Below are 17548 nucleotides of genomic sequence, written 5' to 3'. Positions count from 1 at the left end.
CTTTTCACGCCGCTTTAGTCATTTTTAGTATTCAGGGCTATTTCTGGGTTTTGGCCATCAGATAGGCTAGCTCAGCAATATTACTGACCTGCATTTTTTGCATCACTTTTTGACGGTGTAACTCTATTGTTCGCTGAGCAATATCCAGTTCGTGGGCAATGACCTTATTCATTTTTCCTTCTAGCACTAATGCCATTACCTGTTGCTCTCGGCGCGTTAACGTGTCTAAACGTTGCCCAATTGTGGCTTGTTCTTTGTGCTGGTGGAAACATTGTAGACTGGCGGTTTGCGCCTGATGGATAAGCGTAATGAGCTTGTCACCGTCGACCGGCTTTTCTAAAAAATCGATGGCACCTTGTTGAATCGATTGCACGGCCATTGAGATGGTACCGTGGCCGGTAAGCATGATCACGCTGATAGGACTTTGACAGGTTTTAATGTGTTTAAGCAAGGCCATTCCGTCCATCTCTGGCATTTGGATATCCAGTATGGCGACACCTGGCTGGCTAAGGTCTACCGCATCAATAAATGCGCTCGCACTCAAATAGCTATCGGCTTGTTTTCCTTGGCCATCAAGCATCCAACACAATGAATCCAGTACATCTTGATCATCATCTACTAAATAAAGATTAGCCATGGGCAGCGACCTTAATGGGTAAAGTAACGGTGATAATTAACCCAGTGTCATGATTTTGCATTGGGTTAGCTTGATGGGTATCTTGCGGACGCGATAAAGGCTTGTTATGGGCGGTTATTTGTCCACCATGCTCTTCAACAATACGTTTACAGACGACCATGCCCAAACCAAGTCCGTTTTCTTTGGAGGTCTCAAAGGGGAAGAAAAGCCGTTTTAATGCTTGGTCAGTTAATCCGCTACCCGAGTCAATGATCCTAATGCATGCTTGGCTGTCTTGGGCTGACAATTCTATGGTTAGTTGTTTTTGTGGCATAGGTTCCATTGCATCTAATGCGTTGCGAAGTAGATTGACTAACACCTGCTGCATTAAGCTCGCATCACAACTTACATCGACAGTTTGTAACTTAAGTTCTGGGCTGACACCCGCTCGTTTAAAGTCTGGTTGCATCAGCTTTAAGGTTTCTGAGATGAGTTGACTGAGTTCGACGTCGTCATAAACGCTGGGCTGCTGACAAAAGTGACGTAAACGCTTGATAGTGCTTTGGGCTCGATCGACTTGTTCTATGGTTTTATTCAATGCCTGACTGATTTCAGTTTGACTGTCATCTAGCCGATACAGGCAGCCTTGAGTGAGGTAGCGGATACCCGCTAATGGTTGGTTAAGTTCGTGGGCAATACCTGAAGCCATTTCCCCGGTCAGCAGTACTCGCTGGGCTTTATAAAACTGTTTTTGTTGCTCAAATAGCGCCTTTTGAGTCGTTTGATGTTGTTTCATTTCCTGGCTCAAGGCATGGGTACGCTTGATAACTAAACGCTTCACACGTAGATGGTGCAGGTAACCTAGAAATAATACGATAGCGATGGCAATCGCCCAAGGTGTGGCATCTTGCAGCAATCGTTGCCAGTTGGTGACAAATGGCCAGTGTTTTAGCTGTTTCAACAGCGCATAAACGTGATTGTCTTTTACTGGCACGGACCAATTTTGGTAACGACCGATAACGGCCTCGGGGTCGGTTGCGTTAATCGATAACATTGCCAAGGTTATTGCCGTCGCAACTTGGTGGTCTGTATGGCCAAGTTTAGAGAAGGCATAGGAAGGATATAGCTGTGATGAGGTTTGGCATATAAAGTCAGTTTGTTTAGCAAGCAATACATGCAGTTCACCAACGGGCACATCGCCTTTTTCGATGGCGTTTTCCAATACGCAAGTCGGTAGAATTGCAACATCAGCTTGCTGTGCGAGTAGGTCATCTAACAGTTTGTCTTGAGGGAAGCCGACGAACTTGAGTTGCTCAAGGTCGCTAAGGGGGTTGATTCCCTGTTCAATCAGCTCTCCGGCTAGGATTTGAAACCCGCCAAATGCATTGGGATCTGCTGAAATGACCCGTAATGAGCGAAGTTCTTTTAGGTTGGTAATATTCAGCTGGCTTCGAGCAATCAGAGCTGAGCCAACAGCATGTTCTGGTTCTGTTCTACCATTTGGTACAAGGTTAAGTAAGTGGCTCACACCATAATCTTTTTTTAAGGCCACAGTGATCAGCGCGTTGCCCAAAATGAAGTCGAGTTTGTTATTGGCGACTTGTTCGACTAACTCATCCGGTGTCAGCGTTACTAACTTTAACGGGATCCCTGTTTGGTTACTCACATGTGCTAGGGTCGGTGCCCATCGGTTGTAAACCCGGTCTGTAGAAGTGAAGGCCAAGGCGCCAACAGTATAATAGGGTTGGGGCTCAAGATGGCGTGCTGGTGTTTGAGCCAATACCGCAGTCAGGCTACTGCTCAACAATATGATAAGCAGTAAGTTCAGACGAAGTTGATAACGGCGGCAAAGGTCAATAACGTGCATAAAAAATACCTAATCTTGGGCTATTCATTGTGCTCAAGTACACTATAACGCTTAAAGTGTTTCGATGCCTTTTTGTGACCTTGCTCATCAAGATACCAAACTGCTTCAATACCATCATGACGTTCAACATAATCTAATGCTTCGTCCACTGGCATCAGGAACAACATAGTCGATAGCACATCTGCCATTATTTGGTTGTCGTTCATAATAACCGTTGTTGCTACACCTGTTGGTTTTGGTGCTAAGGTGTGGGGGTCAATCAGGTGATGATATTGCTTGCCGTCAACTTCGAAATAGCGCAAATAATTGCCACTCGATACGATGGTTAAATCTTCTCCTTGAATCACTTCGTGGTACTGACCGTCAAAGCCATTGCACTTGGGTAATTGGAAGTCATGTTTTTTGCAAATAGGATCTTCGATTGCGGTGGTGAATAATCGACCTTGAGGATGCAAACCATAATGGCGAATATTACCGCCTGCGTTGATCATAAATTGGCTGACACCATCATGTTTAAGCTGCTGATATACTTTTTCGGCCATCCAACCTTTGGCAATACCTCCTAAATCAATACTCATGCCTTTAGCCAATTGAATTTCATTGTCCTCGATATTCAGTTGTATCTGGCTGATGTCTGTGTGCTTTGCAGCTTGGGTAAGTGCTTGACTATCTGGAATGCTACAGTCCTTAGCATTACGCATACACGCAAAACGGTGTTGACGCCAAAGATCAATCACTGGTGAAAGTGCGATATTAAAGTAGCCATGACTTATATCATGCCAGCGAATACTCTCAGATATTAATTCAGTCAGCTTAGGATCGATTGGGTGTTTTTTACTCGGCTCATTATTAATAGATTTTATATTGGTGACGTGTGGGTAGGTAGAATAGTTTGATGCTAGGTAATGATATTCCTGAATAACATTGAGTGCCTTGCAAAGTATATTTTTGCTTTGTTCATTTGGTGTGTTGAATATATCTATGCTTATCGTAGTACCAAAATATTTCAGGGTGCTAAGTGTCGCTTTTCCATCCGATAACTCGATAACACTATTTGGCGAGCATTGATAGTAGCTATTAATGGTTGCTGGTGAATACTTGCTCACTAGCTCTTTGCTTATATCATCGGCTAGTCCAGGTTTGCACATAAAAATCAATGTTATAACCAGTGTCTTTAACATGGTGATGTTAATAGTGTTAATCGGTTTACGCTTACTTGCCATGTTTTCTATCCGCTAAGAAGTACTCTTTTTATCATTAGCACAGCCTAATTATCGGCGAACATATTACTCTTCCAAAATTGTTAACTGGCTCAAACTTTGATCATTAACATTAAAAACCTGCGGTTTTCCGCAATTGTTGCTACCAGCGAGTGACAATTATCCTGATGGTTAATAACTCAATGAAAACGGGTAATACCATTATGGTTTTAGCATCTAAATTTAAAAAAAGTTTGATTTTCACCGCATTAAGCGTGGCGGTTATTGCGGGTTCAGGTTGTGCGACGAGTACGAGTACAGGAAAATATGTGGATGGTGTACATCAAGTCGAAGCCAAGGGCAAAAAAGGCCCAATTGTGCTGACTGTCACCGTGCAAGATGGCGACATTGTTGATATTAAAACCCACTCCCATAAAGAAACTGAGTCGCTGTATTTAAATGCCGAACGGTTATTGCCGAAAATTGTGAGCAACAATGGCCATGAGGGTATAGATGCGGTTTCAGGTGCGACATACTCATCAAATGGCATCCTTAGAGCTATCAATAGCCTGCCGCGTGTTGATGGCAGTAAACCTGAATACCAAGCCGTCGCCGCAAAAGCTGAGTCAGGTGCTGATGACTTTAAATTAAAGTGGTCTATTCAACCTAAACTAGGCCTAATCAGCGGTGATTATTACTATCAAGAAGCGCGCTTTCGTCAAGGTCATATGGGCAGTATGGCCGTAGTAACGGCAAAGGATAATAAGCAAGAGGTATTGCTTGCCGAATTTAACGAAAGTGGTCGCCCCAATTATTACACGCGTTTATATCAGAATGTGCCTAAACGTATGTCTGAATACAACTTCTCTATGGGTAAGAAAAAAGGCACTGCTTGGGTTCAATCAGCGCTGACGATGGAAAAGTTAATGGTTGAGCAGAACAAGCTGACCTTTGAAGAAAATCCCAATTATGACCCTAAACTTGCGAATAAATTATCTGAGCCCAACCGCTTAAAGTATGTCGATATCGACATTGTTGCCGGGGCCTCTAACAGTATCCAACAATCGATGATCCCGCTAACGGCCAAAATTCATGAGCAAATCCAAACTAATGGCAGCGATCTTCTGTTCTATCAGCATGCTGAGAAAATCAATGATAGCAAAGGCAAATGGACCGGCCTGACAAGCATGTTAAGGCTGGTGGTCGATAAGCAATCTCAGCAAATCGTTAAAGCCCATTATGATGAGATTTTTGCTGATGAACAAAAGCAAATTGCTGATGCATCGCTGAAAAAGTTCTATCGCCAATCTAAGTATGACTCTATCAATTATGTAGAGCCGTCGCGCATTGGTTTCAATGTGATGGTTGATGCACTTAACACGCACCTTCAACAAGGTGGTTCACTGTTTGATATCAATGATCTACCTGCCACCGGAGACACAGGAAGCTATGCGGCTACTGGGTTCACTAAGCGCTCAGATGCTTGGGATCGTTACTTAAAACAAGCCGAAATCCTGTACCAGCAAATGCGACATGACCAGGTCATTGTCACTCATGACATGCCGCGCAGCTAATAGTCGATAATTTGGAATAGATGTAGAGATGATGAACATGAATAAAACCCATTTAGCAGTATTGTTAGGTGCAGCTATTGCTGCGCCACAAGTGATGGCTGACGATTTAGTTAAGGTATATGGCCGTATTGACTACTCAATCACCCACTCTGATAGTGGCTCGGCGACCCATAATGGCAAGAGTGGTACGGTTTTGGAGAATAACTGGAGTCGATTAGGCGTCAAAGGAAGTAGTGCACTGAATAAAGACTGGCAGGTCTTCTATCAAATAGAAGTCGGCGTCAATGGCGGCTCTCAAGATAAAGGCAATAATCCATTTTCTGCACGTCCCACCTTTTTAGGGGTTAAGCACTCAAGCTTTGGTCAGTTGGCTGCGGGCAGGATCGACCCTGTGTTTAAGATGGCGAAGGGTAGCGCTGATGCGATGGATATGTACTCGATGAAGCATGACCGTTTGTTTGCGGGTGATAAACGTTGGGGTGATTCTATCGAGTATAAAACTGCCAAGTGGCATAACCTGCAATTAGGGGCGAGCTATATTTTAGAAGATAACTATTACGGCGATGATGATTTACGTCGTGATAATGGCAATTATCAACTCGCGTTGACCTATGGTGATAAACACTTCAGAAGCGGTAATGTATATCTAGCGGCAGCCTATACCGATGGCGTGGAAGATATTAAAGGTTTTCGCGGTGTTGCTCAGTACAAGTACGGCAATCTGATGTTAGGGACTATTTATCAGACTTCAGAGTTAGTCAATCCGTATAAAACTAATTGGCAGCAGCGTGATGGCTCAGGCTTTATCGTCAGTGCTAAGTACCAAATCGATAAGCTGTTGCTTAAAGCACAATACGGTCAAGATGATTCTGGAACCGGTCGTATTGCAGCTAAAGTTTATGATAAATATGGGGAGTCAGTCAATCAGGCTCCCGAGGTGTCTCAATGGGCGATAGGGGCAGAGTATCGGTTATCAAAGTCGACGCGCTTACACAGTGAAATTGGTCAGTTTGATGTGGAAAGCTATGATGATTTTGACGATACCATAGTGAGTGTTGGGGTGCGTTACGACTTTTAATCTAGGACATAATTAAATCAAAAACGCCAGTCAAAGACTGGCGTTTTTTTCATATCGTGCTGTTACCAGATGCGAACACGCTCATCTTCTGGTAAGTAAAGCTTATCACCTGGTTGGACATCAAATGCTTTATACCAAGCATCATGGTTACGCGGTGCTAATGCACGGTAACGACCAGGAGCATGGGTACCCGCTCGAAGCTGGTTAAGCATGCTTTGTTCAGTGCGTTTTTCTTTCCAAACTTGTGCCCATGCTAAGAAGAAGCGTTGATCACCAGTAACACCGTCAATCACTGGGGCTTCTTTACCATTGAGGCTAAGTTTGTAAGCATGATAGGCCATTGCTAGGCCACCCACGTCACCGATATTTTCGCCTAAGCTATTGCGACCATTGACAAAGTTATCAGGGATTGGCTCATATTGACTGTATTGAGCTGCAAGTTTATCAGCTTTAGCTTCAAACGCTGCGCGGTCTGCATCAGTCCACCAGTTACGTTGGATACCATTAGCATCAGACTTTGAGCCTTGGTCATCAAACCCGTGTCCCATTTCGTGGCCAATCACTGCACCAATACCGCCGTAGTTGACGGCAGGATCTGCGTTAGGGTCAAAAAACGGTGGTTGCAAAATAGCAGCAGGGAAAACAATCTCATTGAATGAACTATTGTAATAGGCGTTAACACGCTGTGGCGTCATACCCCAGCGATTACGATCGGTTTTCTTGAGCTCTTTAGCTACGCTATCTTCACGGAAGAATTGACGTAGATTTTTCACGTTACTGACTAAGTTGTCACTGGTTAAGGTCAGTCCATCAAACTCTTGCCAAACATCTGGGTAACCAATTTTAGGGTTGAATGCGGCAAGTTTGGCATGGGCGTTAACCTTAGTTTCGTCGCTCATCCAATCTAGATTATCAATACGCTGACCCATTGCTGTACGTAGGTTTTCTACCAGCTCTGCCATCTGTTTTTTCGATGACTCAGGGAAGTAGCGCGCGACGTAGACTTTACCAATGGCAAAACCAAGTGATTGGGTACCAGACATTTCAGAAACTGCGCGTTTCCAACGTGGACGCGGTTCTTCCTGACCACTTAGAATTTTGCCGTAAAACGCGAAGTTGGTGTTGTAGATATCCTCTGCAAGCAGATCGGCATTGTTACTTAATGTATGGAAAGTGAGATAATCTTGCCAAACATTCAATGATTGCTCATTGATCAATGTGATCATGTTATTGACAGGCTCAGGTTGAGCAATATTGAGTTGAGGAACTTGGTAGCCTGTTTGCTTGAAGTAAAGATCCCAATCAAAGCCAGGGTAAGTTTTGGCTAAATCGGCACGTTTAATCTGGTTTAGGGTTAAGTCACGATTACGACGCTTTTCACGTGGCCATTGACCTTCTGCCATTTTAGTTTCTAAAGCTAGGATAGCTTCGGCTCTGCTTTTACCATCTTTGATACCGGCAAACGCTAACATTTGTGCGATGTGGTCGACATAAGCTGTACGAATCTTAGCAAAGCGCTCACTTTCTTCTAGGTAGTAAGAACGGTCTGGCAAGCCGAGGCCGCTGGCACCAATCGACATTTCATATTGGTTAGGGTCAAGGCGGTTAAACCACATGCCGCCGGCAATAGGGGAGCTTGCGCCTGTTAACCATGCTTGGCCGAACACTTTAGTGAGATCTGCAGTAGATTTTATCGCATCAATTTGTTCAAGGGTTGGCTTGATTGGGGTAATGCCCTGTTTATTGATGGTTTCGGTATCCATATAGGCATGGTAGAAGTCGGCGATGAGTTGCTCTTCTTCATTCAGATCTTGTCTGCTAGCGATATCATCAATAATTTCTTTAACTTGCTTTTCACTGCGCTCAGCAAGGCCGGTAAATGCACCAAAGCGGGTTTTGTCTGCTGGCATGACATAGTTGTCATACCAAGTACCACTGGCGTACATAAAGAAGTCATCACCAGGCTTGATTGATTCATTTCGCGCGCTTAAATCGACACCAAAACTACCTAATTCGGCTTTGCCTGCTGGCGCGGTAACAGCAGCATTGCTGCTGTTGTTGACATCTGAAGTGCCGCAAGCTGTTAAAAAGCTCGCTGCTAATGCGATTGCAACTAAGGACTTTTTCATTGTTATCTCTATTCCTTGATAAAAACGGTTGGGCTGTCAATTTTATTGTTATTAAACCGTACTATCTTTACCTAATGACGCCAGAAGTCAACGGATTAAATGTTAGCAAACTTGATCGTCATAGCTTTACCGTGAGAGTTAGCCTGCAATTGGCAATGTGATCATGATGGGAAAATTAAGATACGCCTAAGTCATAATGTCAATATGACTAGTCATATGTGTACTTTGGCCATAAAATAATGCGCAGACAGGGTTTAGTTATGCTCATCCTGTTTAGCTTAGATAGTATGTTGAGTCCATGTTTGAGAGCCATGGATTTGATGATATCGGCGTTACTTTCTACCTTCAGGTAGATTATTAACCTTGTTGTGTTATGGATAACTCTAGCTATTTGATTCATGCCGAGGGTGTAATAAGCACCTTTACAGCTTTGTGAATTAGGTCATGGATGACCGCCTATTTTACAGGAAATTGTCCTAAACTTAGATGGGCAGTGAGCCTACGCTATATCTAACAAAGTTTAATCATCAATTAACACCGCATCATTTTAAAAGCGCTGAGTTACATCAAATTAATATTGGCCATTGCTTTGGTTAACTCAGTTTGCAGCTTGTGACATTAATGTCGCGATATGGCGTGAAATGATAATTTTTGTTCAGCACTCTCCGCTAATATATCTCGCAATATCATAGTTCATTGATGGGCATGTGCCTGTTTTTGCGAGGTAGTGTTAACGTGACAAACAAACGAGTTCAGCAGATATCTCAACCTGAGCAGATTAATCATACTTTGGGGTTACTAAAAGCAGATAGCCAGATTGATATCGAATTTGCTTTTTTCAGCAATGAACGCCTTAAAGGGCGAGTTGTCGGCAGTCAGCCAGGGAAGTATTTTTTACTTGCGTTGCCTAAAGCGGCATTTTCAGGCCATGAAAATATGCTTGTTGAAGGGCAAACTGTAGTTATTAGAGCGATTATTGAAGGTGATACTGGCGCCTGTATTGCGTTTAAAGTGCAGATCCAATCTGTCAGTTTGGCACCTTACTATTTGCTTTTTCTGCAATACCCTAAAAAGTTGGAAATGATTCATCTTCGCCAGCAAACACGCCTAAGTACCTTAATACCGGCAAGTTTGACATTGCAACAACGGGGCGAAGAGGGCCATACGCAAGTGCTAACAGGTATGATCCATGATATTTCAACCACAGGCTGCCGCTTTAAAGCTGATAATCAAACCTCGATGTTGAATCACTTAGACCGCACGGTAGAAATAGACATCAGTGTCGATAGTCAAAGTGTACCGCTTAAACTACCAGCAAAAATCACCAATAGTAACGGTGTACGTTCAGGCACCTTATCGTTAGGAATTGAGTTTGCTCAAGCGCAGATGGCGCAAGAAAACCAACAAATCATCGCACGAATTGTGCAAAACCGGGTACTTTCTCAGGCCAGTTAACGGCAAATTTTTGCTGGTATGTCAGCCCAGGAATTCGGCCATGGATTGCTGATGAATTCCTGTTTTTTTATTGTTTATTTCAGCCGATTTCCAATAAGTGTTAATTGACCTGTTGGCTGTGTAACTGTTGTTCAATCTGGCTAATACAAACTTGAATCGCTGTCGGTACCGAATCTCCATAGGGGTGAATCACATAGATAGGGTTACTGGCTAATTTGTGTTGCTCAAATACTGCTTGTAGTGTCTGCTTTTCTAGGCTGGGATGAAAGTCTGGGATGAGTCCAATTCCAACGCCTGATTCGATAAGTGCTAAGCAGCTGTAAAAGGAGTTGGCAACACAATGGGCATCGGCAGAAAAATCAAAGTCAGTGACTTGCTGTGAGATGTTATTTGAGTGTGGGGTGAAATGATGCACAATGTGCTCACCTTGCCATAAATTAGCGATATATTGGCGATCTGCGCTTGCGGTGGCACTCAAGTAATTGATATGGCCACAAAGTACATCTCTAAATTGACCGATGCGCCGTTGTTTAAAGGCACTATTTGGCGAGTTGCCAATCCTTATCGCGAGGTCGATATTTTCAGCAGCAATATCTAATTGGTTATCACTGCTGATTAACTCAATTCGCAGTAGCGGGTAACGTTTTAACAAAATTGCGATTGCGGGGGTGACTAAGGTTTCCATGATAGCGTTCGCAGCTGTGATACGTACCTTTCCTTGGGGTATGGCTATATTGGATTGCGCGTGATTCCAGGCAAAATCAGCGACTTGGTTTATGGCTTTACACTGTTGATAAAACTGCTCCCCCGCTGATGTTAGCCACTGTTTTCGCGTCGTCCGCTTTAATAGCGTAACCCCGAGTTCAGTCTCCAATGATTTAAGGTGCTGACTCACGACTGACTTTGATAGATCCAGCTTATCTGCTGCCGCGGTGATAGAGCCACAATCTACGATATGGGCAAACACTGACATATAACGGAGACGTTGCATATTATTGTTCGGTTTTATTAAACAGTAGGTTTTAATATATCTGTTTTTCTTGTTAATAGGTAGCGATAGACTGCCAGCATATTGATAAAACGATTAGGAAATCATCATGTCATCTGAGCAGCAACAATTAACCCCAGAGCAGCAACTATTAGCCTGTCAACAGGCGATTGCAGCTTGGCAGCAGGCTTTTAATAACCAAGATGCAGCAGGTTGTGCTAAGCAATACCATAGTAACGCTGTCATGGAGGCCAAGCCATTTGGTCGTTTTGAAGGCCGCGCCGCGATTGAACAATTTTGGCAAGGTATCATTGACCAAGGGTTTTGCGATGTAGACTATACCGATGTGACATGGACTAAGCATGAAACTGAAGGCTACTTGCTAACCTCAAAGTGGACCATGAATAAGGCGTATGGCGTGGTACACCGTGAACACTGGACCTTAGGTGAAGATGGTAAAGCACGCTTAATTAGTGATGAGTTTGAAGTACTAGGCGAGCGTTAATTAGCAATAAAATGGGTAAACCTGCGGTACCGCGCAGTGTTTACCCACATAAAGCCTGTTACGCTTTTGCTGGTGTTAGGCTAATTGCTTTGGTGTTTGCGTTTTAGTCAGTTTGCCTGCTAATGCCCTGCGATAGAAAGTCAGGGCGGTAAATAGCAGTATGATACAACCGAGCGCCGATACGCTGGTGATAAATAGCACATAGCTAAAAGGCATATTTAGCGCATCATGTAGTGGCCTGACAAAGCTTGCTATTTTCCCAGATAGTGGTCTATCACTATGTTTTAAAACAGAAATCATGGTGCCAGTTTCATAGCTGATGGTAATACTATCTGCTTGGCGCAACCACACATCGCTATGCTCATCAAAGCGAATACTATAGTCGAGGGTCGTGGCTGGCTTTGCGCCTTTGCGTTGTCTTGGTTTACTGACCGCGACAAGATTCGATTCAGGCCACATCGCCTGTGCCGTTGCCAATTGATCATGCCAGCTACTCGCTTGGCTTTGGGGTAATTGAATTTGTGGATCTGGACTATGTTTAAGTGCGCCCAGCCAAAGGCCTTTATAAGTGATTAAGAAACCAGATAAACACAGAATAAATAGCGGAATTGAAATGAATAAGCCTAATTGAATATGGCTTTTTAATAGGCTGCTAGATTTAGTATCGGTTGGAATACTTTGCTTGAGTCTAAATCCTTTACGAACTCGCCACCAAAGATAGATACCGATGACTGTTACAATGCCACCAATTAGCGAGGCCCATGCATTTAAGTATTTACCAAAATCGCCCATCAGGAAGTTACGATGCAGCCAAAAGATGGTGCTATACATCGGCATTTCAGAAAATAGTCGTGTATCAATCTCGTTGAGTTGCTGATCGAAGGCGATGGTTTTTCCCCGTGCGCTGGCATGAATATAAGGGGTGTACTCGGTGGGGAAGCGCACAGAGCTCATTTCCGGGTAGCGTTCAAAAATGGTTTCAGTAATTTCTGCTTTGCGCTCCGTCGACAACGCCACATATTGCTGGCCTTTATTATCTGCCCGCTTGAGCATGTCCATCGTGCCCAAATATACGCCCGTACTTAATACCACTAACATAGTGATACTAATGAAAAATCCAACCCAGTTGTGGAACCATTTTAACGCCGGCACTAGTTTCATTTACCCATTCTCGCATTAACTCTTTGCTACCGTTTTAAACAGATAGCAAAGCTTGTGATTTGATTTGTTGTTATTGTTGTTTACGGCTGCGAATGGTAATTAATCTCAGTTCCGCCTTCAATTACAAGCGAATGAAAGTGGCGAACATTTATGAGGATTTGCTATAGGGGTCACACAGGTTGCGATACAGACTTAATCGGAAAATTAATACAGCGATTTTTGTTTACAAAGGTATCTGTCTGTATCGATTTTAAGGGAGAGTGGTTACTAATTTCTGGTTGAAGGCAGATATCTCAAGTCAGTAGCTAATAAAATAAAAGGCACTAAATATATAAAGCAGGCTAATACATAAAGCAGATTAATACATAAAATGCATAAAGCCATAAAGCCATAAAGCGGAGACACTGTCGCAGTGCGCCTTAAAAGTAGAATTGTAGGGGTAATATGTGCGTAAAAACGCCGTTAAATCATAAACGTGAAAAGCCCACAATAGCGATTAACAGTAAAGAAAAAGCGAAAACCAAAAGCGTATTTATCATCATGCCAGCCATCATCTCACCTCGCGTATTGGAATAGCGGAATAGGAACTTTTTCAACACCATGAGTGTACCATTTTCATCTTAACTAAGGCTGAATTACCGGCATTTTAATGCTTTTTTAAACGGTATTTTTAGTGGTTAACAATTTGCTTGGCAAATTCAGAAAACTCGTACAGTAATGAGTAGCTCTCACCTAATACCAATCGGCATAAAGATGTGATCGCTCAGCGAGCGTTTAGCGCTTCTGAGACAAGGTCATTAAATGCTCCTCGGTAACAGCTGCTGCGTTACTCTACCTCCTATATCCCTATAGTCGTGCATTAATGACATTCACCACATCCATGTGGCTTGCAACGAATGAAGGGCATAGTTACTTTACGTTCAAGTTCGTTTACACAGGATCAGAAGCGCTAAAACTCGCCCTTTGGGCGCTTTTGGGGCTGCCTACTTCTTCGTTGAATAACTTCCCAATAGCACCACTATTACTTAAGTTATTCGTCTCGAACTCGTTTGCCAAAAATAGCTCTGAGTAGATCACTTTCTAATGCCGATTGGTATAACATATTGGCTCCTTGGGTTAATCAAAAAAGACTAAAACAGATAGTGTTTACTTAAGCGAGGCGATGGTTTTGCTGTCGTCAAATACCAAGGCGGCCTTTGCACTGGGCCAATGCTTAGTTGATGCTAGCGAGACCACTTAGTATGTTTTCAATAGCCTCGACCAACTGCTTGGTTTTGTTGGCATCCATTGCATCAGGGTGAGGCGCTCGAAACTGACCTACGTCATTATCAAAATATTTACCTGAAGCATCGGCAAACTTTTCTGACAGTGCGGCACTGACTAGAATATCGGCACCAATTGATAAATCGCCACCGCTTACGCCATAAGCTTGTTTGACCATTTTACTGCCCAGCATCGATGCTGGATTGACGGCAATAATCAATGGTGCTTTAGGCCCTAAAGTTTTGGCTAACTCATGGGACCACATGGTGATAGCCAGTTTACTATGAGCATAAACTGCACTGTCTGATAATGGACTAGGACTTGATAAGCTGTTGATATCGTAGCTTGCTTGGGCTGCTGAAGAGAGGTTCACCACGCGGCCATCGCTGGGCATAATCGCTAACAGCAACTTAGTTAATAGGTAAGGGGCGATGGTGTTGACGGCAAAACGCACATCAAAGCCATCGATAGAAACTTGGTTTTGAGTGACATAAATCCCAGCATTGTTGATCAACACATCTAGGCTGTCATGGCGTGAGCTTACTGATTCTGCTAAGGCTTTAACATCGGCCATTTGGGATAAATCAGCCACGTAGGTTTCGAGCTCAATATCCGGGTTGATTGGTGCCAGTTGCTCAGCCACTTTTGCGAGTTTGTCATTGCTACGTCCGTGTAGTAGCACGTTATGACCTTGTGCTAACAATATTTTTGCGGTTTCTAGGCCGATTCCGTCGGTCGCACCGGTGAGTAAAATGGTTTTTCCCATCGCGCATTTTCCTTAATTACTGAATGCAAATAACAGCGAACCTCATATACGCTGTATAAGAAGCTTAGCACTTCCCTGCTAGCAGGATAATAAACTTGTAACTACATTCAGTTTATTGATCGCGTTGATAATATCTTTAGAGGATACTTGAGTTGTATTGTTGTAAGCCTACTTTATCACCCGATTGACTGATGACTAATCGCGCCATGGTTGGCTAATGCCTTTAGCACGGTATGGGTTTTTTGCCGCAATAAATCACGCAGTAAACGCATCGCTGGGGTGATTGATTGTTTACTCGGGCAAACTAGCCATAACTCAGTGGCAATTGCTGGAAAGTCGGGCAATAACGTCACCACTTTGCCAGATAAAATATCATCAGCCATATCCAGGCTCGATTTTAACGCAATACCTTGGCCGGATAAGCACCAGCGCCTAACTAGGTCACCATCATTGCTGGCGCGATTGGCGGGCATCTTAATGGTGATTTGCTCATCTTGGCCGTTAAATTGCCATTCGTTATATAGCACATCATAGAGTTGATACAATAAACCGTTATGCTGAGTTAACTCAGTAGGGTGCGTTGGTGACTGATGTTTTGCTAAATAGTCTGGCGCTGCGCAAAGCACTCGCGGTACGTTACAAATCTTAAAACCATATAAACTGGCGTCGTTGGGTGAACCATACCTGAGTGCGATGTCGACAGCGTCGCGGTAAAAATCAATATTACTGTCGCTGATACTGCAACGTAAATTTAGCTTGGGGTGTTGCGCCATAAATTCATCAAGCCAAGTCCTGCCGCAATTTCTACCTAGATCAGAGGGGAGAGCAATTCTTAGGTCGCCATCGATAATCGCCATGTCTGCTTTCAAATTCTGTTTTGCTTGGTCAAGCATCGCCATGGCTTGCTGGCATTGTGGCAAGTAACGTTCGCCAGCAGGAGACAGTTTTAGTTGCCTTGTCGTGCGCAGAAATAGTTCAGTGCCTAAGGTTTTTTCGACTCTTTTTATTGCTGCACTCGCCGTGGCGGTACGCATATCTAGATGCGTTGCTGCCGCGGTAATACTGCGAAACTCTGCGACTTTGAGAATAACCTGGAGATCTTGGAGTAGCATAAGTCGACTTCTCTAATGGAGCTAGATTAAATGGCTGTGTAGGTTTGGTTATAGCGAGTAGCTGGCTAATTATCAAATTATATTTGTTAATCTTTATGATTTTACCCTGTTTATATGCAGATAATGCACAGCTACTATAAGGGCTCGAAGTTTAAGCTTATTGTTAATCAAGGATTACTTATGTCTCAACTGACGATTGTTGCCAATATTATTGCCCACGACGACCACATTGAGCTTGTAAAGGCGGAGCTCATTAAACTGATCAAACCCACACGAACTGAAGAGGGATGTATTAACTACGACCTTCATCAAGATGAGCAAAATCCAGCTCACTTTGTGTTTTATGAAAATTGGCAAAGCCGAGCGTTATGGCGCCAACATATGGAAAACGATCATTTAAAAGCCTATTTACAGGCTACAGAAGGTGCTGTGGCCAGTTTTACCGTAAATGAAATGACCGTGATTGGTTAACCGTTATCACTGCGCAAGGCCGGCTGCACCAGTCCTTGGCGCTCGTAATAAAGCACTGTGGTTCGAGAGGTATTGCATTTTTTTGCAAGCTGACTAACGGTATACATAAGGCCTCTTGTTGCTGTATCGACACATGGAGTATCAAGCCTTCACCTTTAGACAGGTCAAGTGGTTGAAGAATGAATTAACGTCATAAACAGTTTGGCAGACTTTGTCACCTGGGGGCTAATTTGTATACTTAATTTAAGGCAGATCCAATACTGGCCATGTAGGGAGGCGCAATTGAGACCATGATGAGCTTTATGCAAGATCGTTGGCAAACCATTGATTGGTCGCTGGGGCTTGGCCAGATAATAGCGCTGGTTTTGTTGCTCTTTTGGTTATGGATGGCCTGGCCAAAAGAAGAGCTTTTGCAACTTAAGCGAGATAAATCATTGCAGACTCGCTTGTTTATCACGGCTTTCGCTATCAATGGGCTTTGGCTGTTAAATGCCAGTATAACTGCCGGAATTCATGTGCATTTTCTTGGCATTGTGGTGTTTATGCTGATGTTTGGTTGGCGCTTGGCAACACTGGCTATTTTATTACCGGTGGCGTTTTTTAGTACCTTCGTTATGCAGAAGCCGTTTGATGCTGCACTGTATGGATTATTAGGGTTCGCGATACCTATTTTCATTGCCTACCTGTTTTACTGTAAGGTTTATCAATCGCTGCCGCACCATGTGTTTGTGTATATTTTCGGTGCATTTATCAATGCCGGGCTCTCTATTGTGGTACATATTTTAGTCTGGGCCACTTGGTTGTGGCTCAGTGGTGAGTATGCTTGGGGTTATTTAGTTGATAACTACCTACTATTAATGCCGCTGCTTGGCTTTCCCGAAGCGTTACTTAACGGTATGGCTGTTACCTTCATGGTGGTCTACCGACCTTACTGGCTGTTTGATTATTCAGATAAGCAGTATTTTTAATGGCCGCTTATTGCCAACCGACACGCCAAAGTTGCGGATCTTTTAGTTCTCGCCAGTGAATGTCGTATTGGTTTTGGTTGTATACCGCTTCAATAATGCAGTGCAGCACATTACCTTGCTCATCAAATTCAACTTCAATGATGCAAAAATGCTTTTCTTTGTTTCGCGGTGTTGCTGCTGTCCATTTACTGTGCAGTAGCTTCTTGGGGGATATTTTGTTCATGACTATGTTACGTATCGCGGCGAGTTTGCGATCAATTGTGCTATGTAAGTGTGGTTTTTGCTAATAAGGTGTGCGCAATGCCCACTTTGCGTAATGTTGATGTGGTCGAGTTCAACTTTTAGTGGTAGCTTGAGGCATCGGTAACGATTGTTGCCGATATAAAACAATAGTGT

General features: G+C 43.4%; 16 protein-coding genes. 6 read left to right on the top strand and 10 right to left on the bottom strand.

The features are described from left to right. Positions 1 to 37 precede the first annotated feature (37 nt). Genes ACHUFW_RS10855 through ACHUFW_RS10845 form a run of 3 tightly spaced genes read right to left on the bottom strand, consistent with a single transcriptional unit; the run spans position 38 to position 3589 of the window. A complete protein-coding gene (locus ACHUFW_RS10855; protein WP_394202981.1) occupies positions 38 to 637 on the bottom strand; it encodes a response regulator transcription factor in 600 nt (199 codons plus the stop codon). After that, a complete protein-coding gene (locus ACHUFW_RS10850; RefSeq protein WP_394202979.1) occupies positions 630 to 2483 on the bottom strand; it encodes a sensor histidine kinase in 1854 nt (617 codons plus the stop codon). Before ACHUFW_RS10850 ends, ACHUFW_RS10855 begins: the two co-directional genes overlap by 8 nt. Before the next feature lie 20 nt (positions 2484 to 2503). Beyond that, complete coding sequence (locus ACHUFW_RS10845) at positions 2504 to 3589, bottom strand: FAD:protein FMN transferase (protein ID WP_394202977.1); 1086 nt, start codon at positions 3587 to 3589, stop codon at positions 2504 to 2506. A 296-nt stretch (positions 3590 to 3885) separates the two neighbouring features. On the opposite strand from ACHUFW_RS10845, the gene ACHUFW_RS10840 reads away from it, so the two are divergent. Both ACHUFW_RS10840 and ACHUFW_RS10835 read left to right on the top strand, forming a co-directional pair. Continuing rightward, entirely contained in the window at positions 3886 to 5256 is a 1371-nt protein-coding gene (locus tag ACHUFW_RS10840) for an FMN-binding protein (protein WP_394202975.1), read from the top strand. A gap of 37 nt (positions 5257 to 5293) precedes the next feature. Then, the gene (locus ACHUFW_RS10835) at positions 5294 to 6334 is read left to right on the top strand and encodes a porin (RefSeq protein ID WP_394202974.1); all 1041 of its coding nucleotides are present in this window, start codon (positions 5294 to 5296) and stop codon (positions 6332 to 6334) included. Positions 6335 to 6396: 62 nt separating this feature from the next. Here ACHUFW_RS10835 and ACHUFW_RS10830 read toward each other — a convergent pair whose 3' ends face one another. Beyond that, complete coding sequence (locus ACHUFW_RS10830; RefSeq protein ID WP_394202972.1) at positions 6397 to 8463, bottom strand: M13 family metallopeptidase; 2067 nt, start codon at positions 8461 to 8463, stop codon at positions 6397 to 6399. 735 nt (positions 8464 to 9198) lie between these two features. Between ACHUFW_RS10830 and ACHUFW_RS10825 the strand changes: the two genes are divergently transcribed. Beyond that, positions 9199 to 9918 (top strand): PilZ domain-containing protein, encoded by a 720-nt coding sequence (locus tag ACHUFW_RS10825; RefSeq protein ID WP_394202970.1) that lies wholly within the window; start codon positions 9199 to 9201, stop codon positions 9916 to 9918. Between the two features lie 100 nt (positions 9919 to 10018). On the opposite strand, the gene ACHUFW_RS10820 is transcribed toward ACHUFW_RS10825, so the two are convergent. Then, positions 10019 to 10909: a LysR family transcriptional regulator gene (locus ACHUFW_RS10820; RefSeq protein ID WP_394202968.1), complete on the bottom strand. Its 891-nt coding sequence runs from the start codon at positions 10907 to 10909 to the stop codon at positions 10019 to 10021. A gap of 106 nt (positions 10910 to 11015) precedes the next feature. On the opposite strand from ACHUFW_RS10820, the gene ACHUFW_RS10815 reads away from it, so the two are divergent. Then, complete coding sequence (locus ACHUFW_RS10815) at positions 11016 to 11411, top strand: nuclear transport factor 2 family protein (protein WP_394202966.1); 396 nt, start codon at positions 11016 to 11018, stop codon at positions 11409 to 11411. 75 nt (positions 11412 to 11486) lie between these two features. Here ACHUFW_RS10815 and ACHUFW_RS10810 read toward each other — a convergent pair whose 3' ends face one another. From ACHUFW_RS10810 to ACHUFW_RS10800, 3 genes are all read right to left on the bottom strand, one after another. After that, the gene (locus ACHUFW_RS10810; RefSeq protein WP_394202965.1) at positions 11487 to 12572 is read right to left on the bottom strand and encodes a PepSY-associated TM helix domain-containing protein; all 1086 of its coding nucleotides are present in this window, start codon (positions 12570 to 12572) and stop codon (positions 11487 to 11489) included. Between the two features lie 1213 nt (positions 12573 to 13785). Beyond that, positions 13786 to 14601, bottom strand: a complete 816-nt coding sequence (locus ACHUFW_RS10805) for an SDR family NAD(P)-dependent oxidoreductase (protein ID WP_394202963.1) — start codon at positions 14599 to 14601, stop codon at positions 13786 to 13788. 176 nt (positions 14602 to 14777) lie between these two features. Further along, entirely contained in the window at positions 14778 to 15713 is a 936-nt protein-coding gene (locus ACHUFW_RS10800) for a LysR family transcriptional regulator (RefSeq protein WP_394202962.1), read from the bottom strand. Positions 15714 to 15893: 180 nt separating this feature from the next. Here ACHUFW_RS10800 and ACHUFW_RS10795 point away from each other — a divergent pair, with 180 nt between their 5' ends. After that, positions 15894 to 16184: a putative quinol monooxygenase gene (locus ACHUFW_RS10795; protein WP_394202960.1), complete on the top strand. Its 291-nt coding sequence runs from the start codon at positions 15894 to 15896 to the stop codon at positions 16182 to 16184. Here the strand turns inward: ACHUFW_RS10795 and ACHUFW_RS10790 are convergent. Next, positions 16181 to 16291 carry a MerR family DNA-binding transcriptional regulator gene (locus tag ACHUFW_RS10790; protein ID WP_394202958.1) on the bottom strand — a complete coding sequence of 37 codons (111 nt, stop codon included), beginning with the start codon at positions 16289 to 16291 and terminating at the stop codon, positions 16181 to 16183. The two genes, ACHUFW_RS10795 and ACHUFW_RS10790, sit on opposite strands and share 4 nt — an antisense overlap. Positions 16292 to 16474: 183 nt before the next feature. On the opposite strand from ACHUFW_RS10790, the gene ACHUFW_RS10785 reads away from it, so the two are divergent. After that, positions 16475 to 17152 (top strand): energy-coupling factor ABC transporter permease, encoded by a 678-nt coding sequence (locus ACHUFW_RS10785; RefSeq protein ID WP_394202956.1) that lies wholly within the window; start codon positions 16475 to 16477, stop codon positions 17150 to 17152. A gap of 7 nt (positions 17153 to 17159) precedes the next feature. Here the strand turns inward: ACHUFW_RS10785 and ACHUFW_RS10780 are convergent, their stop codons facing one another. Then, positions 17160 to 17375, bottom strand: coding sequence for a TIGR02450 family Trp-rich protein (locus ACHUFW_RS10780; protein ID WP_394202954.1), 216 nt, complete (start codon positions 17373 to 17375; stop codon positions 17160 to 17162). Between the last annotated feature and the right edge of the window lie 173 nt (positions 17376 to 17548).

Origin of the sequence: Shewanella waksmanii (assembly GCF_043643685.1) — a bacterium.
Lineage (GTDB): Bacteria > Pseudomonadota > Gammaproteobacteria > Enterobacterales > Shewanellaceae > Shewanella > Shewanella waksmanii_A.
Note: the sequence above shows the minus strand (reverse complement) of the source record. Positions and strands in the feature narration are given on the sequence as shown.